General features: G+C 66.7%; 23 protein-coding genes. 6 read left to right on the top strand and 17 right to left on the bottom strand.

What is annotated here, in order from left to right; genetic code table 11:
- Positions 1 to 12 precede the first annotated feature (12 nt).
- The 3 genes from FM113_RS09890 to FM113_RS18615 all read left to right on the top strand — a co-directional run bounded on the left by FM113_RS09890 (position 13) and on the right by FM113_RS18615 (position 3051).
- Positions 13 to 651: a GyrI-like domain-containing protein gene (locus FM113_RS09890; protein WP_087014168.1), complete on the top strand. Its 639-nt coding sequence runs from the start codon at positions 13 to 15 to the stop codon at positions 649 to 651.
- A 175-nt stretch (positions 652 to 826) separates the two neighbouring features.
- A complete protein-coding gene (locus FM113_RS09885) occupies positions 827 to 2821 on the top strand; it encodes a choice-of-anchor Q domain-containing protein (protein ID WP_087014166.1) in 1995 nt (664 codons plus the stop codon).
- Between the two features lie 44 nt (positions 2822 to 2865).
- The gene (locus tag FM113_RS18615; protein ID WP_176387155.1) at positions 2866 to 3051 is read left to right on the top strand and encodes an LPXTG cell wall anchor domain-containing protein; all 186 of its coding nucleotides are present in this window, start codon (positions 2866 to 2868) and stop codon (positions 3049 to 3051) included.
- Positions 3052 to 3131: 80 nt separating this feature from the next.
- Here the strand turns inward: FM113_RS18615 and FM113_RS09880 are convergent, their stop codons facing one another.
- Positions 3132 to 4478 carry an MFS transporter gene (locus FM113_RS09880; protein ID WP_176387154.1) on the bottom strand — a complete coding sequence of 449 codons (1347 nt, stop codon included), beginning with the start codon at positions 4476 to 4478 and terminating at the stop codon, positions 3132 to 3134.
- Positions 4479 to 4684: 206 nt separating this feature from the next.
- Between FM113_RS09880 and FM113_RS09875 the strand changes: the two genes are divergently transcribed.
- Positions 4685 to 5365 carry a TetR/AcrR family transcriptional regulator gene (locus tag FM113_RS09875; protein ID WP_087014385.1) on the top strand — a complete coding sequence of 227 codons (681 nt, stop codon included), beginning with the start codon at positions 4685 to 4687 and terminating at the stop codon, positions 5363 to 5365.
- Here the strand turns inward: FM113_RS09875 and FM113_RS09870 are convergent.
- The 6 genes from FM113_RS09870 to FM113_RS09845 form a co-directional block, all read right to left on the bottom strand.
- Entirely contained in the window at positions 5362 to 6045 is a 684-nt protein-coding gene (locus FM113_RS09870; RefSeq protein WP_176387153.1) for a GntR family transcriptional regulator, read from the bottom strand. The two genes, FM113_RS09875 and FM113_RS09870, sit on opposite strands and share 4 nt — an antisense overlap.
- Before the next feature lie 136 nt (positions 6046 to 6181).
- Complete coding sequence (locus tag FM113_RS09865) at positions 6182 to 7075, bottom strand: ABC transporter substrate-binding protein (protein ID WP_176387152.1); 894 nt, start codon at positions 7073 to 7075, stop codon at positions 6182 to 6184.
- Between the two features lie 34 nt (positions 7076 to 7109).
- On the bottom strand, positions 7110 to 7859 hold the full coding sequence (locus tag FM113_RS09860) for an amino acid ABC transporter permease (protein WP_087014159.1): 750 nt from the start codon (positions 7857 to 7859) through the stop codon (positions 7110 to 7112).
- Positions 7859 to 8497: an amino acid ABC transporter permease gene (locus FM113_RS09855; protein ID WP_087014157.1), complete on the bottom strand. Its 639-nt coding sequence runs from the start codon at positions 8495 to 8497 to the stop codon at positions 7859 to 7861. Before FM113_RS09855 ends, FM113_RS09860 begins: the two co-directional genes overlap by 1 nt.
- Positions 8497 to 9267 (bottom strand): amino acid ABC transporter ATP-binding protein, encoded by a 771-nt coding sequence (locus FM113_RS09850; protein ID WP_087014155.1) that lies wholly within the window; start codon positions 9265 to 9267, stop codon positions 8497 to 8499. The genes FM113_RS09855 and FM113_RS09850 overlap by 1 nt, the downstream gene beginning before the upstream one ends.
- 13 nt (positions 9268 to 9280) lie before the next feature.
- Positions 9281 to 11008 carry a dihydroxy-acid dehydratase gene (locus FM113_RS09845; protein ID WP_087014153.1) on the bottom strand — a complete coding sequence of 576 codons (1728 nt, stop codon included), beginning with the start codon at positions 11006 to 11008 and terminating at the stop codon, positions 9281 to 9283.
- A gap of 182 nt (positions 11009 to 11190) precedes the next feature.
- Here FM113_RS09845 and FM113_RS09840 point away from each other — a divergent pair, with 182 nt between their 5' ends.
- Positions 11191 to 12117, top strand: a complete 927-nt coding sequence (locus FM113_RS09840; protein ID WP_087014151.1) for an NAD(P)-dependent oxidoreductase — start codon at positions 11191 to 11193, stop codon at positions 12115 to 12117.
- A gap of 69 nt (positions 12118 to 12186) precedes the next feature.
- Here the strand turns inward: FM113_RS09840 and FM113_RS09835 are convergent, their stop codons facing one another.
- The 4 genes from FM113_RS09835 to FM113_RS09815 all read right to left on the bottom strand — a co-directional run bounded on the left by FM113_RS09835 (position 12187) and on the right by FM113_RS09815 (position 16367).
- The gene (locus FM113_RS09835) at positions 12187 to 12513 is read right to left on the bottom strand and encodes a type II toxin-antitoxin system HicB family antitoxin (protein WP_087014149.1); all 327 of its coding nucleotides are present in this window, start codon (positions 12511 to 12513) and stop codon (positions 12187 to 12189) included.
- Between the two features lie 343 nt (positions 12514 to 12856).
- Positions 12857 to 13765, bottom strand: coding sequence for an NAD(P)-dependent oxidoreductase (locus tag FM113_RS09825; RefSeq protein ID WP_087014146.1), 909 nt, complete (start codon positions 13763 to 13765; stop codon positions 12857 to 12859).
- A gap of 10 nt (positions 13766 to 13775) precedes the next feature.
- Positions 13776 to 14558, bottom strand: coding sequence for an SDR family NAD(P)-dependent oxidoreductase (locus FM113_RS09820; protein ID WP_087014144.1), 783 nt, complete (start codon positions 14556 to 14558; stop codon positions 13776 to 13778).
- Between the two features lie 192 nt (positions 14559 to 14750).
- Complete coding sequence (locus FM113_RS09815) at positions 14751 to 16367, bottom strand: ABC-F family ATP-binding cassette domain-containing protein (protein ID WP_087014142.1); 1617 nt, start codon at positions 16365 to 16367, stop codon at positions 14751 to 14753.
- A 771-nt stretch (positions 16368 to 17138) separates the two neighbouring features.
- Here FM113_RS09815 and FM113_RS18460 point away from each other — a divergent pair.
- Positions 17139 to 17720, top strand: a complete 582-nt coding sequence (locus tag FM113_RS18460) for an FAD-dependent monooxygenase (protein ID WP_254908961.1) — start codon at positions 17139 to 17141, stop codon at positions 17718 to 17720.
- Between the two features lie 91 nt (positions 17721 to 17811).
- On the opposite strand, the gene FM113_RS09805 is transcribed toward FM113_RS18460, so the two are convergent.
- From FM113_RS09805 to paaB, 6 genes are all read right to left on the bottom strand, one after another.
- The gene (locus FM113_RS09805) at positions 17812 to 18171 is read right to left on the bottom strand and encodes a hotdog fold thioesterase (protein ID WP_087014383.1); all 360 of its coding nucleotides are present in this window, start codon (positions 18169 to 18171) and stop codon (positions 17812 to 17814) included.
- A 95-nt stretch (positions 18172 to 18266) separates the two neighbouring features.
- Positions 18267 to 19064 carry an enoyl-CoA hydratase/isomerase family protein gene (locus FM113_RS09800; RefSeq protein ID WP_087014139.1) on the bottom strand — a complete coding sequence of 266 codons (798 nt, stop codon included), beginning with the start codon at positions 19062 to 19064 and terminating at the stop codon, positions 18267 to 18269.
- Positions 19065 to 19081: 17 nt separating this feature from the next.
- Positions 19082 to 20188 carry a 1,2-phenylacetyl-CoA epoxidase subunit PaaE gene (gene paaE, locus FM113_RS09795; RefSeq protein ID WP_087014135.1) on the bottom strand — a complete coding sequence of 369 codons (1107 nt, stop codon included), beginning with the start codon at positions 20186 to 20188 and terminating at the stop codon, positions 19082 to 19084.
- 19 nt (positions 20189 to 20207) lie between these two features.
- Positions 20208 to 20717 carry a 1,2-phenylacetyl-CoA epoxidase subunit PaaD gene (paaD, locus tag FM113_RS09790; protein WP_087014134.1) on the bottom strand — a complete coding sequence of 170 codons (510 nt, stop codon included), beginning with the start codon at positions 20715 to 20717 and terminating at the stop codon, positions 20208 to 20210.
- Complete coding sequence (gene paaC / locus FM113_RS09785; RefSeq protein WP_087014132.1) at positions 20711 to 21547, bottom strand: 1,2-phenylacetyl-CoA epoxidase subunit PaaC; 837 nt, start codon at positions 21545 to 21547, stop codon at positions 20711 to 20713. Before paaC ends, paaD begins: the two co-directional genes overlap by 7 nt.
- A complete protein-coding gene (gene paaB, locus FM113_RS09780; protein WP_087014130.1) occupies positions 21544 to 21849 on the bottom strand; it encodes a 1,2-phenylacetyl-CoA epoxidase subunit PaaB in 306 nt (101 codons plus the stop codon). The genes paaC and paaB overlap by 4 nt, the downstream gene beginning before the upstream one ends.
- Positions 21850 to 21857: the final 8 nt, after the last annotated feature.

Here is a 21857-nt window from a genome sequence, read left to right as displayed (position 1 = left end):
GAAGGACCCACCATGGCTGAACCCAACGCACCGCACCCCAAGGTCGATGTCAAGAAGGCACTGCCCGATTACCGGGCTCCGCACGGCACCTTCGAGGTGGTGGAGCTGCCGGAACGCCACTATCTCATGGTTGATGGGGTTGGCGACCCGAACACCGCCCCCGAATACACGGCAGCGCTCGAGGCCCTATACCCGGTTGCGTACAAGGTGAAGTTCGCGAGCAAACAGCAGTTGGGACGCGACTACGTGGTGCCGCCGCTCGAGGGGCTCTGGTGGGCTGACGACATGGAGACGTTTACGGGCTCCCGCGACGCGACCCAGTGGCGGTGGACCATGATGATCCTCGTTCCCGAGTGGGTGGATGCGGCCCTGGTTGCCGGCGCGATCGCCGCGGTCGACGCAGGGGATCCGCCGGCCAAGCTTGCCGAGGTGCGCTTCGCCCCGCTCGCGGAGGGGCGCTGCGTGCAGACGCTGCACCTCGGCCCGTACTCCGATGAGGGTTCGGTACTGGCGCGCATGCACCATGAGTTCATTCCGGCGCAGGGCCTGCGCATGACCGGCCGCCATCACGAGATCTACCTGAGCGACCCGCGCCGAACGGCACCCGAGAAGCTGCGCACGATCCTGCGGCAGCCAGTTTCCGACGCGTAGTTCCGCGCGTTCTCGTTCCGCTCTGAGACAAGGGTCGCAAGTTTCCGAGCGACAGGTTAGTCTTCGAGGACGATTGCTGTCGGTCTGTCGCTGAACCGGCAACGAGCCAAGGGGGACTCATTTGCGTCGAAAAACACCGTGGGGAAGCGCTGCGCTTGTCACATGTGCACTCGTCATGCTGGGTGCCGCCCCAGCGATCGCGGAAGACGGGGAATCCGTTCCCGACTCCACGGCCGCGCCGGAGATCTCGCAACTGGAGACCTCAAACGACGCAACAGAACAGCCGCTCAACGATCCTGGTCAGGCAGCAGCACGTGACAGTGAGGCGTGCACAGGAATCACTTTTCCGCTTGTCGTCGATCCAGTGTCGGGGGCGCAGAGCTACACCGTGACGAACCCCGGGAACGGGACCGAGGAGGGGACACTGCGCTGGGCCTTCGCGGAGGCGAACGCGCACCCCGGGATCGACGAGATCGTCGTGTCTGCGGGGTTGGTGGTGGAGATCGACGGCGAGATCGAGGTCGGGGACGGGCTGGTGCTGCGCGGAGACGGGGCGGGTGCTGAGATTCGCAACATCGCGGAGTCGGGAGACCTCATCAGCTCAACTCGGTGGCTGGATTTTCCAATCTCCATCGAAAATCTCACTTTCACCGGGGGTGGCGGGGGTGGAAACGGGCTGTACCTTGCCAGATCAGTGTGTGCACTCGGCCTGGACAACGTGACGGTGCAGGGGTTCGCCTCCTACGGAATCGTTGTCGGCGACACCTGGCCGTTCGAGCTCCTCGACGTCCGATCCAGCGTGTTCCGGGACAACGGTCACGGGGATGACTACGAGGAGGGGGCCCTCGTCGTTTCGAACGAAGGAATCGACGGGTCTGTGCACATTCGCGACTCCGTGTTTGCAGATAACCAGACCGTGGGGCTGTTTGTCGAAGCGGACATCGAGTCGAGTCCTGAGAGACGGGGAGAGGTCTTGATCGAGCGCACCTCGTTCCTCAACAACCACTCGGCCGAGCGGGAAGCGGGCGCAATCGAATTCAGCGGTTTCCACCTCTGGGATGAGGAGGAGGACCCCGAAGGAGTCCCCGTCGAGGGGCCCATGCTCATGATCCGTGACAGCCTCTTCCGGGGGAACACCGGATATCAGGTGGGGGCGGTGTCAACGGGTGAACTCTCTGGTGAGATCGAGACCGACGTTGCGCCCACCCTCGCTGCAATCGAGCGCACCACTTTTGACGGAAATCGTCAGAATGGCTCTGATGATTGGTGGGGTTCTCCGGCGAACGATCTCTGGATTGAGTGGAGCGAGCTGACTTCACTGACTCCCGGAAAAGCCCTCACAGTCTCCGATTCAACCTTCTCCGCAGATCCGGAAGCGGAATTGCCCGCGGTGGCCTGGGGATACTTCGGGGGTGCAAGCGTTTTCACTCACGTCACGATGACCGGCGGTGGGATGTTCTATGCAGAGGTGGAAGGGGACGCCGCGCTCGATCTGCGTAACTCAGTCATCGATACCGGGGCCCGTGATCCAATCGTGCAAGCTGCCGAAGCCGGGAAACGGAACGGGGCGGCCGTGTTGTCCGAGTCGAATATGGCGTACACGACCGCCCCGGCGCTCGTGCCAGCGGGCGAAGGACGCATTATTGGGACCACCGCTGATTTTGCGCTCGGCGCGTTGGACGATTCGTTGGGGCTCACGCCCGTGCGGGTACCTGGCGAAGACTCGCTCCTGATCGACGCCGCCGGGCCCGGCGGCGCTGCAGCGGACCAACGAGCGGCGGCCCGCCCGCAGGGGGCAGGGCCTGACATTGGTGCGGTCGAGGTCATCGAGGTCGTGCCACCTGTTGAACTTGTGGACGCTGTGGTGGCCGTTGGGGCAGACCAATCGAGCGCTGCGGGAAAGCCGCTGGTATTCGAGGTTTCGCGGACGAACGCGGCGGAGGACCCCTGGACCGGTGAAGCGTCAGTGCGGGTGCGTACCGCTGACGGCACCGCCCAAGCAGGTACGGACTACACCGCAGTGGACACGGTCGTCACCTGGGCCGCGGATGATGTAGCCCCGAAGCAGGTATCGGTACCGACGGACCCCGGACACGTGGGGGAGGGGGAAGCCCAGCTGACGGTGTCGCTGTCAGAGCCGGGGAGCATGTCGCGCTGGGCGAGCGAGTAACCGCGAATGGCACGATCATCCGAGAGGCGGATCCGGGCACGGTCGTGCCGCCGAAACCAGATCCGAAGCCGGAGCCGAAGCCGGAGCCGAAGCCGGTTCCCCCGAAGACGGGTGAGCTTGCCACGACAGGTCAGGAGTCCAGTGCGAATGGATTGTGGCTGGCCGGGGCACTTGTATTGCTCGGGAGTGCGGGGCTCTTGGTGCGGTGGCGACGAGGTCGCAGTTCCTGATCTAGCCGACAGCACCGAACGTACGCGGGTGGGTCTCGGGCGATTCCGGGGCCCACCCGCTGTGGTGTTCTTCGGGCGAGCTAGTGCTGTGCGCGTAGTGTGAGCGAGCCAAGCGCGCCCACCACGCTCACTGCCGCCGCGATGGCGAAGAGCGCAGTGAAGGCGGCGGGGGTGGGCCCGCCACCGTTAGCCCAAGCACCGCTTGCGAGTACCGTTGTGGCAACGGGGGTGCCGAGAGCGGAGCCGACGGTGCGGAGCACCCCATTGACGCCCAAGGCCGCAGCCACTTCGTTCCGGGGGGCGAGTCCCGCGATAAGTTCTGCGACGACGGCGAAGCCAATGCCGTTGCCGAGTCCAACGAACGAAAAGAACACCACGATCACGATCAGGCTGCCAGGAGCGACGGCGATTCCGACGCTCCCGAGGCCCATCGCCGCGAGCGCGATGAGTGCTGTGAGGCGAGCGCCGATGCGGCCGATGAGCCAGGGGGCGAAGCGGCCGCCGAGGAATACGAGTATTGCGCCAGGCAACAGCGCGAGCCCGGTCTGGGTGACGCTCAGGCCCAGGCCGAAGCCCGGGTCACCGGTTCCTTGGAGCAGCACGGGCAGGCCGACGTAGCAGAGGTATGGCACGAAGCCGAGAAAGAGCGTGAGGCCGTTCGTGAGGGCGAGTGCCGGCCGCGCGAGCGTACGGATGTCAATGAGCGGCGCTGCAGTTCGGCGCTCGACGAGAACGAGCGACCAGAGGGCCGCTACCGCGAGAACTGCGAGGCCAAGAACCGGCAGCGAAGTCCAGCCCCAGCGTCCCCCCTGCGAGATCGCGAGGAGCAGTGCCAGCAGTCCGATTGTGAGGAGCGCGGTTCCTGGCCAGTCGGTGCGGGCCGCCTGGCCGCGCACCGAAGCCGGAACGAAGACACACGTGAGTGTGATGGCGATGACACCCATCAGGGCGCCGGCGACAAATAGCCAGTGCCACGAGAGCACCTCGACGATGACGCCGCCAACGACGAGGGCGGCACCCGCACCGAGTCCCATGGTCCCGCTGAGCCAACCGATCGCCGCGGCCTGGGTGTGGCCGGAGGTGTGGCGCCGCACAAGCGCGAGCGCAAGTGGGAACGTTGCGGTACTCGCACCCTGGAGCACACGTCCGAGGAGAACAACGGGGAGTGACGGTGCGAGGGCGGCAACGACGCCGCCGGCGACGAACAGTCCAAGGGAGACGAGCAGGATCTTGCGGTGCCCGTGCCGGTCGCCGAGTGAGCCGAGGATCGGTGCTGCCACCGCACCGCACACGAGGTAGCTTGTGAGCACCCATCCGACGAGGCCTGAGTCGATGTTGAATTCTTGCATGAGCGAGGGGAGTGCCGGAACGAGCAGGGTCTGCATCATCGAGAACGCGAGCACGGCGATCGCTAGGGAGAACACCATTGCCCGTGACGGTATCGGCGCGGCGACGACCGGGGTGGGGGCCGTGTCCGGGACGGGATTCGTGTCGGTGTTCGGTGGTATGGGGGGGCATACGGACTCATATCTTTTGTGCGGGGGTGTTGTGAGTGTAGGTGCTCGCAGTTCGGAACGGAACGGAACGCTGCGTTCCGATAGAAGTGTAAGGGAAGCCAGGCTATTCTGGAAGAGTGAATTCATCGGAGTCGACGACCCCGCCGCTCCGCGGCCGCGCCCGCGAGGCGCTCAGTAACGATGAATCCATCCTGCACGCGGCCCACGAAGTGTTCAGCGAGTACGGCTGGGGTGCGTCGATGTCGGAGATCGCCGCCCGCGCAAACACGGGAGTTGCGAGTATCTACCGGCGCTACCCGAGCAAGACGGAACTCGTCAATGCGATTCGGGTGCTGTCGCTTGAGCGGATCTGCGAGCTCGCCGAGGAGTGTGCCGCGGAGGCGCGTGCTGCGGCCCCCGAATCTGCGGTCGAACTATTCCTCCGGACCCACATTCTTTCAGCCGCGCGGCCGATGGTCTCCGCGTTCGGTCGATACGTCGAGACCACACCGGAGGTGGACGCCCTGTCCGAGCGGCTTCGCGCGGCCCTCGAAACTGTCATCGCGGTGGACCGCGAACTTGGGCTCGTCCCCGATCACTATGGGCCGGCCGACTTGATGCTCATGATCGCGCATCTGCGGCCGCAGCTCGCGATCGACCGGGAGCGCGCAAACGAAATGCACCTGCGCCAACTCGACTACATGCTTATGGGGCTGCGCTCGGTAGCGGTCGAGGGCACCCCGGTTTCGGGACGACCATCGTCGTGGCGGGAATGGTTGCAACTCAACAGCACCGATGGTGGTGCGAGCAGCTCCTAGTAGAACGACCGCAGTAGGGCCTCGTTCGACTCGCTCAGGTGATCCGCCATCGCCTGCTCGGCCCGCGGCCCGTCTCCCGCAGTGATCGCGTCGAGAATCTCACGGTGCGCGGAGAGCTCCGCCTCGGAGGTGACGTGCGCGGTGGCCTGCGGGAACAGGTAGTGCATGCGCGTGGTCTCGTCGAAGTAGGTGTGAAGGAGTCGATCGACCCGGTCGTTGCGGGCGAGAGAAGCGATCACTCGGTGGAACTCGGGAGCCGCGGCCAGCCGATCCGCGTGGGCGTTGCCCTCATCCTCCTGGAACGCGAGGAGCTCCGCCAACCGGGCAAGCACCTCGGGGGTGTGGCGCTGTGCCGCGAGGGCGGACAGGGGTGGCTCAATGTAGAGCCGCAGCGCCATGACGTTCTGAATGTCGGTGATTCCCACGGGCCGCACCATGTAGCCGCGTCGCGGGAACACCATGACGAAGTCCTCAGCGAGGAGGCGTTGCAGGGCCTCGCGTACCGGGGTCTTCGAGACGCGGAATCTGGCGGCCACTTCGGCCTCGCGGATCACGCTTCCGGGGGCTAGCTGGGCGGTCACGATCTCGCTTCGCAGTTGCTCGAGTACCCGCTGCGTCACCGAGATCTCACCCGTGGTGGGATCTGCGGAAGGGGCTCCCGGCACCATGTCTGCGTCCATTCTTCGTGATCTTACCGGAGTGACCGTACGGGCAGTCCGTGAAGGGTGATTCGTCGGCGACACCACGGTCGCGGGGGCGTCCGCGGTGTCGCCGACGAATCGAGGTGCGGGCGCACTGGAGAACGCCCGCACCGGTCTAGCGGCCGTCGACGTAGAGTGCGGCGGCCTCGTCGTTGATCTTGTTCTCCTTGAGCACGCGGGCGACGGTGCCGTCGGCCTTCGCGCGCTCGTAGTAGTCATCGATCGCCTCGGTCATCTTCGTGTTGCCCTTGGTGTGGGGCCAGTTGTTCTCGAGCAGCACGGTGAGCTCTGGATACTTTGCCTCGTCTCCGAGGATCTTCGTGACGTAGTTGTCGTCGCGGTCCGTGAAGTTGAATCCCTGGATGCTCTGCCATGCGACCGCATCGATGCGGCCCGCCTTCAAGTCCTCGAAGGCGTTCGAGTCGCTCTGGTACTCCTCGATATTGTCCGCACCGTAGGCGGCCTTCAGCGGCTCCACGTAGTACGAGCCGGAAAGGGTGCCGATCCGCTTGCCCTGCAGGGAGTCCACGGTGTCGTAGGCATTGTCCTTGGCGGAGGTGAGGCCGAGCGTTTCGTACAGGATGCTGCCCTCGGCCTGTGCAAAGACCTCCGCGCGCTCCGGCGTCTTCAGGATCAGTCCGCCGAACATGTCGGACTTGCCCTCGCGCAGGTCGAGCTGCGCGGCCGCACCGGTCATCGGCTTGAACTTGACCTCCAGGCAGTTCTCCGCCGCGAATTCGGGGATGAGGGTCGCGTCGATACCGGTGAATGGGCCGCTGTCCGAGAGCGCGTGGAACTTGGGCGCCGCGTTCATCGCGGCGACAGTGAGCACGCCGTCCTGAATCGTGGGGAACTCGTGGAGCGGGGTGCAGTCCTCCGCCACAGCCCCACCGGCCTCCGGGGCGGGTTCAGCGGATGAGGCACAGGACGTCAGCAGGAGCAGCGCTGCTCCGGCCGCCGCGACCGTGGCGAGGGTGGCACGCGAGCGCGTGCCGGTCGTGATCTTCATGGGGTTCTCCTTTGGTGTGAACGAACAGGGAGTCTTACGAGTTGGCGGCGGCAATATTGACGACGCGCGTATTGGGGGCGACCGCATCGGGGCGGCGCCTGGACCCGCCCCGCTTCCTGGGTGGCTTGCGATGTGCCGTGCTGCCGGTGATGCGCTCCGCGCGGCGGTCGGCGAGCACTTCCATCCATCCGAGCAGCGACGTGACAAGCAGGTAGAGCAGGCCCGCCACGAGCAGCGGTTCGAGCACGCGCAGGTTGGTCATGCCGATCGAGTAGGCGGATCCGAGCAGTTCCTTGCCGCCAATTGCATAGGCGAGGGCCGTGCCCTGGAACGTGATGATGACGATGCCGATGAGCGGCGGAACCGCGATGTTCAGCACGTGCGGCACGATGATGCGCAGGGTGATGTCGGTCTTTGAGAGCGCGAGCGCCTCGGCCGCTTCAATCTGCCCCTTCGGTACGCTCGCGATGGAAGCGCGGAAGATCTCGGCGGTGTACGCCGCCGTGGTGAGGCCGAACGCCACCATGATCGAGGCGAAACGATCCAGCGTCACGAAGTTCGTGAGGCCGAAGTAGACGAGATACAGCGTGAGGAGCGCGGGGAAGCCGCGGAACGTTTCGACGAGCACGATCACGATGATCCGAAGCCACCGACGCTGGCTGTTCAGCGCGAGGCCCGCGAAAAACCCGAGCGGGATCCCCACCGCGACGCTCGCCGCGGCCATGAGGATGCTTGTCCAGAGGCCCGGGAGCAGTGCGACAACGAGGCTGAAGAACTCCTGCATCAGTGGGCCACCTTCACAGTGCTGCGGGTCCCGAGGTGCCGGGCCAGGATTCCGATGGGGACAGTAACGAGCAGGTAGACGGCACCAATTGTCAGGAACGACAGCACCGGATCAGCGCCAACCTGCACCGCGTTATAGGCGTAGAACACGAGTTCGTTTGCCCCGATGATCGACGCGATTGCCGTGTTCTTGAGGAGCGTGATCGAGTACGCCGCGATCGACGCGAGCATTACGGGAACGGCCTGAGGAAGCACGACCCGAATGAGCGTGTCCCAGCGCGAGAGGCCGACGGAAGCCGCCCCCTCCCACTGGCCGCGGGGCACCGAGTCGAGGCCCGCGCGGATGCTATCCCCGATATAGGCCGAGTTGATGATGCCGAGCCCAACGATGGCAGCGAGCACCGGCACCTCGGAGATGATGCCGAGGGAGAGCCCGAAGTAGATGATGATGAGCCAGGCGATCGGCGGGATCCCGCGCGCAATCCAGGCCCAGAACGCACCAATCGCCTTTGCCGCGGGGTTGCCGGATCGCCGCAACATCGCCACGGGAATCGCGAGCACGAGCGACACCGCGAGTGCGCCGCCCCAGATTTGGAGGGTGATCAGGAGCCCCTCAAGCACATAGCGAGGGTCAAGCATTACACGACCCCGTTCAGCGCGTTGACAAAGCGGCGAATCCGCTCGTGCTCGGGATCCTCGAGCAGCGCTTCGGGAGTACCGAGGCCTACGACCTCCCCGTCCGCGATGAACATCACGCGGTCCGCCGCCTCGCGGGCGAACTGGATCTCGTGGGTCACCATCAGCATGGTCATGCCGCCCTCGGCCAACTCCTTCATAACTTTGAGAACCTCCACCCGCATTTCGGGGTCGATGGCGCTCGTCGGCTCGTCAAAGAGGATGACCTCGGGATCCAGGGCCAACGAACGCGCGATGGCGACGCGCTGCTGCTGCCCACCGGAGAGCTGGCTGGGGAGCTTGTGCATGTGGTCGCGCAGGCCCACCCGATCCAGCAGTTCCTCAGAGCGCGCCGCCGCCTGCGCCTTGTCTCGGCCGAGTACGCGGCGCTGGGCCAGACTGACGTTCTCGAGAGCCGTGTGCGTGGCGAACAGGTTGAAGGACTGGAACACCATGCCCACGCGCTTGCGCAGTTCGCGGACGGATGCGACCGGGGTGCGGCGATCCGCATCGAACACGCGCTCGCCCTGCAGGTCGATGGTGCCGGCATCGGGCACTTCGAGCGCGTTGAGGCAGCGGATGAACGTGCTCTTCCCGGATCCGCTCGGCCCGATGATGGCGATGTGCTCACCCTTGCGAACATCGACACTGATGCCGCGCAGGATCTCTTTGTCGCCGTAGCTCTTGCGGATTCCGTGCGCCGAGAGCGCGAGTGTGGGGTCGGTGATCGTCATGTGCGTCACTTCCTTAGTGTCGTGCGGGCAGAGGGGCGGACCCGGGTGCTTCTGGGTCGCGGAGGAAATCAAAATCGCAGCCGAATTCGGGCTGCAGTACGTGGCGCACGTGCAGGCTCGCGAAACCGCGCGCTGGGCCATTGGCAGATCGGTAGGGCTCACGGGACGCAAACTCATCGGGATCCACGAGATGGTCGAGGGTGCCGGCTTCCGGGTCGAGGACAACCTCGTCGCCGTCGCGCAGATAGGCGAGGGGGCCACCGACCGCCGCTTCGGGGGAGACGTGGAGCGCGACCATGCCTGTCGAGGTGCCGCTCATGCGAGCATCGGAGATCCGGACCATGTCGGTGACGCCCTGCCGGTGCAGCTTCGCGGGGATCGGGATGTGTCCTACCTCGGGCATCCCGGGGGCGCCGACGGCTCCGAGGCCGCGGAGCACAAGGATGCTGTCCGCATCGACCTCGAGTGCCGGATCATCGATGCGGGCGTTCAGATCGTCCAAGCCGTCGAACACGACCGCCCGGCCACGATGCGGCTGCATCGCTCCGGCGCCGGCCCCCGCGGTTTTGAGGATCGCGCCGCCCGGTGCCAGGTTGCCTCGGAGGACAACAAGCGCGCCGCGCTCGGCGAGCGGGGTGGCGCGCTCCGCAATTGCGGGGCTCGGATCCTGCGCTGCGGTCCCGAGTACCTCGCCCCAGCTCGTGCCGAGCGCGGTGCGCTCGTCGAGGTGCAGCAGATCCGACATCCGGGCGAGCACGCTGGGCACGCCGCCGGCCGCCTCGATCGCGGGGAGCGTCTCAGTGCCGCCGGGGCGGACGTTCGCGAGGTAGGGAGTGGTGCGCGACCACTCCTGGAAGTTATCGAGGCCGATCATGTGACCCGCACGCCCCGCGATGGCTTCGAGGTGGATCACCGAGTTTGTGGAGCCGCCGAGCGCAGTCACCGTGCGGAATGCGTTTTCAAGCGAGGCGAGGGTCACGAGTTCGCGGGGGGCGGTGCCTCGCTTGACCGCGGCGACGGCCTCGATGCCCGTGCGGTAGGCGATCTCGCGGCGGGTGGCGCTTGTGGACTCCGCGAACGCGCTGCCGGGCAGGGCGAATCCGAGCAGCTCGGCGATGGCCGCCATTGTGCTCGCCGTGCCCATCACGTTGCAGGTGCCGACGTCGGTGTTGAGGTTGCCCTCGAACTCGAGCCACTCGGCGTCATCGATCTCTCCGACGCGACGGCGATCACACATGGGCCAGGCGTCATCAACGGTCATCGACGCGTTGTCGCGGTGGCAGGATACGGGCCGGGGCCCGGCCGTGACCATCGTGGCGGGCTTGCCCGCGCTGATCGCGCCCATGAGTTGCGCCGGGACAGTCTTGTCGCAGCCGCCCATGAGCACAACGCCGTCGATGGGGGAGACGGTGATCATTTCCTCAACGTCGATCGACATGAGGTTGCGGAGGTAGAGGCTCGTGGGCCGGGTGAATGGCTCAGAGATCGAGATCGTGGGGAACTCGAGGGGCAGGCCGCCGGCGTCGCGGACGCCGCGCTTGACCTCCTTGACCAGATAGGCGAGGCCCTTGTTGCAGGGGTTCAGATCCGATGCGCTGTTGGCAATCCCAATGACGGGCGTGCGGCGCACGTCTTCGGCGCTGGCCCCGCCGCCCCGGAGAAAGGCGCGGTGCATGAGCCCGTCCTGGCCCTCGTCGCTGAACAGCGCTCCGCCTGATCCCGTGATGCCCCGTTGCGACATGAATCTCCTCGTGTTCTTCCGACTGCTCTGTCGGACATATAGGAATCTAGCACCAACAAAATCTCTTAAAGCACATTTCAGATATGTTTGTGATATATCAGTTGCGTCTCTACGCTGGGGGAGGGCTGCGCTGCCGCGGCCCGACGCGCTTCTTCCGAGTCACTGAGCGAAAAGGACCCAGCATGGACAGCACAGCGGTGTGCATTCACCTCATCGGAGATCTCTACCCTGAGCTGCAGGCCGAGATCGATGCCTCCGGCGCGTCGCTCGTCGCGGATCCCGCCGAAGCGCGGGGCATAGTGGTGAGCTATGGCGGGCGGCCACAGGAGTTACGGGAGCTACTCGACGCGCACTCCGGGATCGAATGGGTCCAGCTGCCGAGCGCCGGAATCGAGATGTTCACCGACTCCCTCGCCGCGCACCCGGGCATCCGCTGGACAAGCGCAAAGGGGGCCTACGCGCTCCCGGTGGCCGAGCACGCTCTTGCGCTGACGCTGGCACTGCTCCGCGAACTGCCCGAGCGCGTGCGCGCCACGAGTTGGGCCCCTGCCACCGGAACCTCGTTGCACGGGCTGCGCGTTGTGGTCGTCGGAGCCGGCGGAGTGGCACAGGAGATCGTGCGCCTGGTGAAGTGCTTCCGCACCGACGTGACCGTGGTGCGTCGGCGCGCGGTGCCCGTAGCGGGGGCGGATCGGACTGTCACGGATGCCGAGCTCGCCACGCTGCTGCCCGACACTGACGTGCTGGTACTCGCCGCCGCCGTGACCCCTGACACTCGGGGGCTCGTGGACGCGGCCCTGCTCGACGCGCTGCCCGCCCACGCGATCCTTGTCAATATTGCCCGCGGCGCGCTGGTCGACACGGCCGCGCTCGTCACCGCGCTCGCTACGGGACGGATCGCCGGTGCCGCGCTCGATGTTACCGATCCTGAGCCACTCCCCGACGGCCACCCGCTGTGGGCCGAGCCGCGCGCGCTCATCACCCCGCACGCCGCGGACACGATCGAGATGATCCGCCCGCTCTATGCGGCCCGCGTGCGCGAGAATCTCACCCGTTTCCGCGCGGGAGACACCCTTGACGGCGTCGTAGATCCGGCCGCAGGGTACTAGCGAGGCTGTGCGGGGCAGGGCGCGCCCCGCACAACCCTATGGGGGTGAACCGAGGGCGGCGAGTCCGCGTTAACTGCCCGCGAGTCGTTGGGAAACGAGTCTGTTGAGAGACACATCCTGCTCGGCTGCATCAATTGCGAGCTGTCGGTGGGCTTCAGCGGGGATCCGGACCATGAATTTTCCCGAGTACTCACGATCGGAGAAAGCAGTGGGAAGTGTTTCTCCCGTTTCGCGCATGTCTTCGAGTACCTCGGCAACCAGGGAGCGGATTCCCCGCAAGGCATCGAGTTGGTCGTCCGCAGCCCACGAAAGGGAATTCATCTCGGCAACGGTTCCAATGTATGAATTGTCCTCATTGGACCAACGGACCCGGTAGGAGTAGTGATCAGCGTTCATTGTTGTTCCCCTCTGAGCTTGTCGATCGCGGCGAGGACTTGTCTGACCTGGTAGGGCTTTGCCTGCCCATTATCGCTTTGGACGTTGACTCGGGGGTCTCCCGGCCACGGCATTCGGTACACCCGGTGGGAGGTTCCGCGCTGGCGGGGTTCGCCAAAGATCTGATCGCATACTCGTGCGAGATCCGCGAATCGAACGCCTTTCGGGTTCGTTCGCATCTGTGCGATGAGGGTCTCGAGTCCGGCCACTCTTCCATAGTATCAATAATGATACCAAGAGTCTATCGGGTGTCCTCGTGTTGGCCTGGTCCTCCGGGCGTTCGCGGAGGGTATGGAATTGCGGGTCAACCGAGGGCGGCGAGAACGGCCAGGTCCCGGTCGCTCCAGCCCAGTTCACGGGCCTGCGCAAAGCGATCCGCGGCCCGCTCGAACACCGGTACGGCAACGCCCGCGGCCGCAGCAATCTCACGCAAGAGCCGCTGAGCCTCAGCCAGTCCGCCGATCGTGGCGTCGGATGGTGACGCGAAGTCGCCCGCGAACGCGATCGGTAGTGTGCGCTCCAACATGGTGCTTTGCGCCCAGCCTCCCGCCAAGACTCGGGTGGCCGCCGCGGGGTCGATGCCGAGGCTCTGCACCACATTTGCGGCCTCGGTCGCCACAGCGACGTGCGTGCTTACGAGCATCTGGTTGACGAGTTTGAGGGCCAACCCGCTCCCGACCGGGCCGAGCCACTCGATCACGCGGGCGTAGGGGGCGACGACCTCGCGGAAGCGCGCCTCCGCCTCCGCCGGCCCACCGGCCATAATCGCGAGCGCGCCCGCCTCGGCAGCGACGGCACCGCCGCTCACCGGGGCATCGACAAACAGCACCCCGCGATCCGCCGCAGCGTCGGCGATCTCGTGTGCGAGCGCGGGATCGAAGGTCCCGTGTTCCACGATGAGGGTGCCCGGCCGGGCCGCCGCGACGATGCCGTCCGGGCCGAGATACACCTGCCGCGTGACCTCGGTGCTGAGCAGGCAGCTGAGCACCACGTCGGAACTCCCAGCGAGCGCCGCGGCGGTCTCGGCGCGGAAGGCACCGCGCGCCACGAACGGCTCGGCGCGGGCAACAGTACGGTTCCAGACCTGCAGTGCGTGGCCGGTGTCGAGGAGGCGGTGGGCCATCGGGCCGCCCATCGCGCCGAGGCCCAGGTAGCCGATGCGCGGTGCCGAGGCGTCGCTGGTATCGGGAGTGTGTGAGGTCTGCGAAGTCATGCTGCGCCTCCTAAACGAGTCGTTGGCCGCCGTCGACCGGGAGCACCGCTCCGGTGACGTACTCAGTGTCGATCAGAGCGAGGCAAGCGCGCGCAATATCGTCCGGGGTGCCGGATCGCGCGAGCGGGGCGCTCTCGATGACCTGCGTGCGAATCGCGTCCCAGCCGAGGGTGCGCTCGGTGTCGACGAGTCCGGGCGCGATCGCATTGACGCGCACCTCCGGACCCATCGCGACCGCGAGCAGCCGGGTGAGATGCTCGAGCCCGGCCTTGCTGACTGCGTAGGGGATCGAGCTGCCGCTGACCGTCGTCGCGGCCATCGACGTCATGTTGATGACGTTGCCCGCCCCGCTTTGGGTGAGGTCCGCGGCGCACGCCTGGATCAGGTACCAGGGGCCCGCGAGGTTGACGCCGAGCATGCGCGTGAAAAAGTCGGGGCTGACAGCATCCAGGTCCGTGTGTGGCACGGGGATCCCGATGCCGGCGTTGTTGATGACAACGTCGATGCGACCGAAGGCACCCCGTGCGGCCTCGGCAACGGCCCCGGCCTGCCCGGGATCTGAGAGATCGGCGTCGACATAGCGTGCGTCACGCAGCTCCGCCGCGAGTGCGGCGCCGGCTTTGCCCGTGCCCGCGCCGTGCGCGAGGATCCGGTAGCCGCGCGCGTCGAGGTGGCGCACGATGGCCTGGCCGATCCCCCCAGTTGCCCCGGTCACGATGGCGACCGGGGCGTCAGAGGACTCACGGGGTTCCGAAGTGAGCTGGGGATCTGGGGTGTGGTGGGGTCCGGGCATGGGTCCTCGATCTGTGTCCGTTCCGCGGAGCGCCCGCTCCGGGGCTCCGGCGCGGTGTGGCGCGGCCCGCGGTGCGCTGGTGGCCCCCGGCGCGCACCCGTGCGCTCGCTTCAACCCTACTCACATATGTACAAGCACTTGATTGATATTCCTACCTAATATCAGTCGTGCGTGCCTGCCGCCCGGGGCGGATCAGGCCCCGGCGTCTTCCCAATCCCGGATCTGGCGCATCCCGCCGTGCCCGTCGAGTTCAAGGATTGTATCCACGGCGATCCGTTGTAGGAACGGGAAGTCGTGGCTCACCACGAGCAGCGCTCCGCGGTACGCGTCGAGGGCCTCCGCGAGCTGCTCGACGCTCGCGAGATCCAGGTTGTTTGTCGGCTCATCAAGCACGAGGAGCTGGGCCGGGGGATCCGCGAGGAGAAGCCGGGCAAGGGAGACGCGGAAGCGTTCGCCGCCGGAAAGCGTCCGGACTGGGCGGTCGGCGGCATCTCCGCGGAGCAGGAGGCGGGCCAGCTGGTTGCGGATGGTGCCGTCCGTGCTTCCTGGCGCGACGGCGCGCACATTCGCGATCGCACTGGCCGTCTCATCAAGGCCGTCCAGCCGCTGCGGCAAAAACCCAACACTGTCAGTGACGAGCCTGCCGTGGGGACGGCCAGGCTCCGGCGTCGCGCCCGCGAGGAGCTGCGTGAGCAACGTGGTCTTGCCCGAACCGTTCGGTCCGATCAGCGCGACACGCTCCGGACCCTGCACCACGATAGTGCGGTCCCCTGTGATGAACTCCGCGATCCGGCGGCCCCGGGCCACGCCGGGATCCGGCAGCACCAGGTTGATGTGCTTCGCGATCCGGACGCGTGCATCGGCAGCATCGACGGCCGCTTGCGCCGCCTCCACCTTGTCGTCGAGCGTGCCCCTGAGTGAACCCGCGGAGGCTTGCGCCTTGCTTGCGCGGTTGCCCGCAAGGATTTTCGGGATGCCGCCGTCCCGCTGGGTCTTAGCGGCGTTCCGTTCACGTCGCGCGAGTTTCGTTTCGGCTTCGACGCGCTGGCGCTTCTCGACCTTCAGCGCCTGCTGTGCGGCACGGGCGGCTTGAGTCGCTGCAGCCGACTCCTGCTCCCGGTGCGCCTCCCACGCGCTGTACGGTCCGCCAAACGAGGTCAGGCTCCCGGCGGAGATCTCGGCGGTGTGATCCATGCGCTCCAGGAGTTCGCGGTCGTGGCTGACCACGATGAGGGTGCCGGGCCACTCATCCACAAGCCCCGCGAGGCGAGCGCGCGTTTGGCGATCCAGGTTGTTCGTGGGTTCGTCGAGCAGCGTGATCGGGGTCCGTCTCAGGTGGAGGCCCGTGATCGCGACGAGCATCGCCTCCCCTCCCGAGAGCTCGGCAACGCGGCGGTCCAGCGAGGTACCCGCAAAGCCGATCTGCGCCAGGGCCTCGGCCGCCCGAGATTCGATGTCCCAATCGTCGCCGATCGTGTCGAAGTTGTGCTGGGCGACGTCCCCGGCCTCGATGGCGCGCAGCGCGGCGAGGGTACCGCCGATGCCGAGCAGTTCCGCGATGGTCGCCTCGGCGCGCAGCGTGAGATTCTGTGGGAGTGTGCCGACCTCGCCGGATACGTCGATGCGGCCTGAACTCGGGGTGAGTTCGCCCGAGATCAGGCGCAACAGCGTCGATTTCCCCGCACCGTTCTCACCGACGAGGCCGGTGCGGCCCGCGGAGAAGGTCCCCGAGAGGCTGTCGAGGGCGAGCGTGCCGTCGGGCCACTCGAAACTGAGTTCGTGCAGTGTGATTGCAGAGTGTAAAGGCATGAAGCCTGCTTTCGTGGTGCGTCGGGAGCGCGCCCGCAATTGGAGCGTCGGCTCCGTCAGGGGTGGGGCGGCGAGCCGCGGTGGCGCGTGATGCCTGCGGCGCACGCGTCCGGAGGGGCCCGCAAAGCGCGGGGTGCCGCCCGAGTCTGGGCGCGCTCGATTCCGAGAAGGGTGATGGTGAGGAGGTGGGTGGCGGCTCGTCCGTGATCAACGCCCAGAGTGGGCGGATCCGTGCGGGGTCAGGAGCTCCGACGCGCGTCAGCGATGCTGTACGCGTGTGCCACCGGCGTGCGGCGGCTAGGCGTCATCCACCTCAAACAGTCCCATAGGGGTCAGTGTATCAGGCGGACTTCCGCGCATGCTGCCCCTGCCTCCCCAAGGCCCCGAGCAACTACGCCGAGACTGCAATCGCGCACATTGGGGGGTCGCATTACGCACAATATTGCGTTCTCGCCGGGGTGCGCCGTGGCTCGGAAAGGCTGGGGAGGCTCGCGTGGTGACCTGCCCCGCGGGTGCGCCAGAGGCGGCTGCCCAAGCCACCACCCCGGCCACTGCTCGGCCGCTGCCCGGCGACTGCGCGGCGACTGCGCGGAGAACGCAATTGTGTGCATTCCACGGGCCAGAAAGGTGCGGTTGTGGCTTTTCGGCGGATGTCTGGGGCAAAGGGAACTGGGGCAGAGCGAGAAAGAGTGGGAAAGGGCGGGAATGTGGAAGTGGGTAGGGGTGAGCACAGGAGCAGGAGCCGGGGTAGATCCTCGGGCAAGGGTGAAGATGAACGTGGGGATCGGGGACGCCGAGACGCTCGCCTGGCAACTCGCAGCCGTGCTGCGCGGCGAGGCGGATGACGCGCTGCTGGATCAGTACACCGCGGAACGCCGACCAGTGGGGGCGGAAGTCATCGCGATCTCCTCGGGCAACTACGGTGCTCGGTACGGAATTGACGATGAACTGCTCTTGGGAACGCACCTCGGGGCGACCCCGCCGCTGACCGGCGACCCGTATACGCCGTCCGGCGCGGTCGGGCGTCGGCTCCCGCACGCCGCACTCACCGGCGATCCTGCAGCCGAATCAACCCTTGATCTGGTGCGACACCGGTGGCTCGTGTTGATCGAGCGTCCTGACCCCGCATGGGACGCAGCCGCAGCGGAGCTCGGTTCCGGGGACGTGCCCGTCGTCGCGGTCACGTCCGGCGCGCGGCATGAAGCGCAGCCGGGATACCTCGCCGCTCGGGCAGGGCTGGCACCGGGCGAGGGGCTCCTTGTCCGCCCGGACGCCCACATCGCGGCCCACTTCGCGGCCCACTTCGCGGCCCGCTTCGCGGCCCGCTTCGCGCCCCCGCGGACCTCGCCCTGACCCCACTCGTTCCACATCGAGGGGACGCACTTCGGGGCTATTCGCTCGAATAACCCCGAAGTGCGTCCCCTCGATGACGGGTGTGCTCCGCTCAGGACGCGTGCGCGGGCATGTCCTTGATGAGGTTCGTAATGCGCATCGTGCAGCAGCGCTTGCCATCCTCATCGGTCACGACGATCTCGTGGACGGTGAGGGTGCGGCCCAGGTGCACGGGAGTGCACACGCCGGTGACGTAGCCCTGGGTTGCGGAGCGCGTGTGCGTGGCGTTGATGTCGACGCCGACCGCGAGCCGGCCTGGGCCGGCGTGCAGGTTTGCCGCCATCGAGCCGAGTGACTCGCCAAGCACAACGTAGGCACCACCGTGCATGAACCCGACGGTCTGCCGGTTGCCCACGACTGGCATGCGGCCCACGGTGCGCTCCACGGAGTACTCCGTGAACTCGATGCCCATGAGTTCGACGAGTTCGCCGGCTCCGTTCGACGCGACCCAATTGTCGGCCGTGGGGTGCGCCGTTGCGGGCAACTGCGCCTCCGCTGCCGAGCCGCTCACGCGCCAGCTCCCGCGGCGCCGCCTGTGAACACAGGCGGTCGCTTCTCCTGGAACGCGGCGAAGCCCTCACGGTAATCGTCGGTGTCGCAGAGCGCAGCCTGTGCCCGGTTCTCCGCCGACATCGCGGTCCAGAGCCCCACCCGCTCGTCGCGCAGCTGGTGTACGAGCGCCTTCGACGCGAGGAAGGCTTGTGTTGCCCCTGTCGCCGCGGTGGCGGCGGCGGATCGCGTGGCGTCAAGCGCTTCCTCGTCGGGGAACGCTTGCGAGAACATCCCGGCGGCCACTGCCTCCGCCCCGCTCATGAGGCGTCCCGTGTAGATCAGGTCGAGGGTGCGGTGCGCGCCGAGACGTTCGAAGAACAGCGCGTGGCCGCCCGAATCTAGGGTGGCCCCAAGCTTCGCGAACGGGCTCCCGATCTTCGCGGTTTCCGCGACATAGACAACGTCGCTCGCGATGAGGAGCCCGAGCCCCACGCCGAGGCAGGCACCGTGGGCGAGGGCAAAGGTGGGTGCGGGGAACGCGCTCATCTGCTCGAGCAGCGGCTGTACCAGCCCGTCGAGGTACCCGAGCACGTCATCTTCGCGGGGGTCGACCCCGGAGATGTCGCGGCCCGCGCAGAACGCGCGGCCCTCGCCGCGGAGTACCAGCGCGCGCACGCCGGCGTCGGCGGCCGCGGTGTAGGCGTCCGAGAGTTCGCGGAGCATGTCGGGCCCCAGCGAGTTGAGGCGGGAGGGTGCGTTCAGCGTGATCTCCGCGACTCCGTCCGCGATGGTGAGCAAAACGTCTTGCGTCATAGCTGGGTCTCTCTCGGTTACGCGTCGAAATCGACGACGAGGCGGTCCGACTGCGGGTGCGACTGGCAAGTGAGCACGTAGCCGCGCTCGATCTCGTCAGCCTCAAGTGCGTAGTTTTCGGTCATCGCGACGGAACCCTCGATGACCCGAGCGCGGCAGGTGCCGCATACGCCGCCGGCACACGCGAATGGCACGTCAGGGCGCACGCGCAGGGCGGCGTTCAGTACAGTCTCGTTTGCGGCGACCGGACTCTCGACCGAGGCTGAGGTGCCGTCGAGCGTGAAATCGATGGTGATCGTTTTCTCGCCGCTGCGCACCTCAACCGGGCGCGCGCGCGGCGTAGCGCCGGGCTCTCCCGTGGAGAACAGCTCGAAGCGCACCCGGGAAGACTCGACCTCATTCTCGGCGAGCAGGTCACGGCAGAGCTGCACGAGCTCGAACGGGCCGCAGAGCACCCACTCGTCGGTCATGGTGACGGGGATCACGGACTTCAGGATCGTGCGCAGCCGTTCCTCATCGAGTCGACCGGAGAGGATCGGCGCGGAGCGCTGCTCCCGCGAGAGGACGTGGTGCAGGGCGAAACGCTGCGGGAAGCGGTCCTTCAGATCCGCGAGTTCTTCGACAAACATCACGTCGGTGGACGAGCGGTTCGTGAAGAGTAGATCGAAGCGGGAGGTGTCGCTCTGCTCCAGGACGCGGTGCGCCATGGTGATGATCGGTGTGATGCCGGATCCCGCGGCGATCCCGACGACGTGCCGACCCGCAAGTTCGTCGAGGTTCGACGTGAATGCGCCCTGCGGGGTCATGACCTGCATGGTGTCACCAACGCGAAGCTCGTCGTTCACCCAGCCCGAGAAGATTCCACCGAAGTCGCGCTTCACGGCAACAGAGATCCTGCCGTCAGCGGGAGGACGGCAGATCGAATACGAACGGCGCAGATCTTCCCCGTCAATTGTGGCGCGCAGCGCGAGGTGCTGCCCGGCGAGGTAGCGGAAGTCGTCGGCGAGGTGATCCGGCACCTCAAAGGTGACTTCCACGCTTGAATCGGTCAGCGGGCGCAGTTCCGAAACGCGGAGTTCGTGGAACGTCGCGCGCTTCTTTGCGCCGAGGTTGATGGCGGCCATGGTGGTCCTTTCGGAAGACCTAGTGCGTCTTGAAGTAGTCGAAGGGTTCGAGGCAGGCGAGGCACTCGTAATGCGCCTTGCACGCGGTGGATCCGAAACGGGCCACCTCTCGGGTGCGGATCGAATGGCAGCGCGGACACTTGATCCCGAGTTGGATCCTGACTGGCCCATCGCCGAGCGCTGAGCGCGGATGTGGCGCGGCGATCCCGTACTCTACGAGCTTGCGCTTGCCGTCCTCGCTCATCCAATCCGTGGTCCATGCGGGGGAGAGCGTGGTGGTCACGTTGACCTGCTCGTACCCGGCCTCGTGCAGGCGGGCGGTGACGTCGTCTCGCATCTGGTCGATCGCCGGGCACCCGGAATAGGTTGGCGTGAGAACCACGTCAGCCCCGTGCTCCGTGAGTCGCACGGTGCGGAGGACGCCGAGGTCCTCGATTGTGAGCACCGGGACCTCCGGATCCGGCACTTGGGCCGCGATGTCCCAGACGCGCGCCGCAGCGGGTTCTGAGGGGCGCAGCTCGGTTACCATGATGCTCCCGGGTGGCGGCGGGCCAGCCACTGCAGCTCCGCGAGGATGTAGCCCATGCGGGTGCTGTGCACTCCGGAGCGGCCGCGGGCGCGGGCGGGCTGCACCTGCGGAATTTCGAGCTCTGCCTCGGCGAACACAGTCGCGATCGCGCGATCGAAGCCTGCGCGCAGTTCCGAGGGGCGCGGGGCGATCCCGTCCAGCCTGTCGTTCAGGGGCTCATCGGTGAAGAGTTCGTCCACAAACGGCCACGCGCGGGTCAGCCCGGCGATGATGCGCTCGCGCGAGTCTTCGGTGCCTCCCGCGAGGCGGAGCACCCACTGGGCCGCGTGGTCCAGATGGTAGGTGACCTCGCGTTCGGCCTTGCCCGCGATTGCCTGCAGCGTGGCGTCACCGCTGGTCAACAGGGCGCGCTGCAACTGCAGCTGGTAAGCGGAGAACACAAACAGGCGCGCAATCGTATCGCCGTAGCCGCCGTTGGGCTGTTCTACGAGCCAACTGCTGCGGAACTCGGGCTCGTCCCGCCAGTACGCGAGATCGTCTTCGGAACGGCCCGACGCGGTGCCGGCGTAGTGCAGCAGCGCGCGAGCGTGGCCGAGCAGATCGAGCGTGATGTTCGAGAGCGCCAGGTCCTCTTCAAGCTCGGGCGCGCGCGAGATCCACCAGGCCAGCTGTTGGGACAGGATGAGCGCGTCGTCACCAAGCCACATCGCGTATTCCGCGACGTCTTCCGTCGCGGTCTCCCCGGTGCCGGGCAGTTCGTCGACGAGGCGCAGCTCGTCAACGGTGACATCACCGTGGTGATCCGTGTGGGTATCGAGGTCGTGGCTCACAGGTGCTTCACCCCCTCGGCGAGGGTGTAGTACACCGCGTGGCGGTAGTTCTTGCCGGCGGGCGACTCAAAGTATGCGCCCTTTGAATCGGGGTCGCTTGTGGTGATTGCGGCGGCGGGGACCACCCAAATCGAGACACCCTCGTTGCGGCGCGTGTAGAGATCGCGCGCATTGCGCAGCGCCATGGCCTCGTCAGGCGCGTGGAGGGATCCGGCGTGCACGTGGCTCAGGCCACGGTTTGCACGAATGAATACCTCCCACAGCGGCCAAGCCTCAGTGCCGAGTTCTCCGGGTGTGGACATCTTCGTCT

The sequence above is a fragment of the Leucobacter sp. 7(1) genome (assembly GCF_900163635.1).
In the GTDB taxonomy this organism is placed as follows: Bacteria; Actinomycetota; Actinomycetes; order Actinomycetales; family Microbacteriaceae; genus Leucobacter.
Note: the sequence above shows the minus strand (reverse complement) of the source record. Positions and strands in the feature narration are given on the sequence as shown.

Coding starts and splice junctions, on each gene's coding strand:
- FM113_RS09890 (WP_087014168.1), top strand. CDS start 13: ATGGCTGAACCCAACGCACCGCACCCCAAGGTCGATGTCAAGAAGGCA.
- FM113_RS09885 (WP_087014166.1), top strand. CDS start 827: ATGCTGGGTGCCGCCCCAGCGATCGCGGAAGACGGGGAATCCGTTCCC.
- FM113_RS09880 (WP_176387154.1), bottom strand. CDS start 4,478: ATGGTGTTCTCCCTAGCGATCGCCGTGCTCGCGTTCTCGATGATGCAG.
- FM113_RS09870 (WP_176387153.1), bottom strand. CDS start 6,045: ATGGACGCAGACATGGTGCCGGGAGCCCCTTCCGCAGATCCCACCACG.
- FM113_RS09865 (WP_176387152.1), bottom strand. CDS start 7,075: ATGAAGATCACGACCGGCACGCGCTCGCGTGCCACCCTCGCCACGGTC.
- FM113_RS09860 (WP_087014159.1), bottom strand. CDS start 7,859: ATGCAGGAGTTCTTCAGCCTCGTTGTCGCACTGCTCCCGGGCCTCTGG.
- FM113_RS09855 (WP_087014157.1), bottom strand. CDS start 8,497: ATGCTTGACCCTCGCTATGTGCTTGAGGGGCTCCTGATCACCCTCCAA.
- FM113_RS09850 (WP_087014155.1), bottom strand. CDS start 9,267: ATGACGATCACCGACCCCACACTCGCGCTCTCGGCGCACGGAATCCGC.
- FM113_RS09845 (WP_087014153.1), bottom strand. CDS start 11,008: ATGTCGCAACGGGGCATCACGGGATCAGGCGGAGCGCTGTTCAGCGAC.
- FM113_RS09840 (WP_087014151.1), top strand. CDS start 11,191: ATGGACAGCACAGCGGTGTGCATTCACCTCATCGGAGATCTCTACCCT.
- FM113_RS09835 (WP_087014149.1), bottom strand. CDS start 12,513: ATGAACGCTGATCACTACTCCTACCGGGTCCGTTGGTCCAATGAGGAC.
- FM113_RS09825 (WP_087014146.1), bottom strand. CDS start 13,765: ATGACTTCGCAGACCTCACACACTCCCGATACCAGCGACGCCTCGGCA.
- FM113_RS09820 (WP_087014144.1), bottom strand. CDS start 14,558: ATGCCCGGACCCCACCACACCCCAGATCCCCAGCTCACTTCGGAACCC.
- FM113_RS09815 (WP_087014142.1), bottom strand. CDS start 16,367: ATGCCTTTACACTCTGCAATCACACTGCACGAACTCAGTTTCGAGTGG.
- FM113_RS18460 (WP_254908961.1), top strand. CDS start 17,139: ATGAACGTGGGGATCGGGGACGCCGAGACGCTCGCCTGGCAACTCGCA.
- FM113_RS09805 (WP_087014383.1), bottom strand. CDS start 18,171: ATGGGCATCGAGTTCACGGAGTACTCCGTGGAGCGCACCGTGGGCCGC.
- FM113_RS09800 (WP_087014139.1), bottom strand. CDS start 19,064: ATGACGCAAGACGTTTTGCTCACCATCGCGGACGGAGTCGCGGAGATC.
- paaE (WP_087014135.1), bottom strand. CDS start 20,188: ATGGCCGCCATCAACCTCGGCGCAAAGAAGCGCGCGACGTTCCACGAA.
- paaD (WP_087014134.1), bottom strand. CDS start 20,717: ATGGTAACCGAGCTGCGCCCCTCAGAACCCGCTGCGGCGCGCGTCTGG.
- paaB (WP_087014130.1), bottom strand. CDS start 21,849: ATGTCCACACCCGGAGAACTCGGCACTGAGGCTTGGCCGCTGTGGGAG.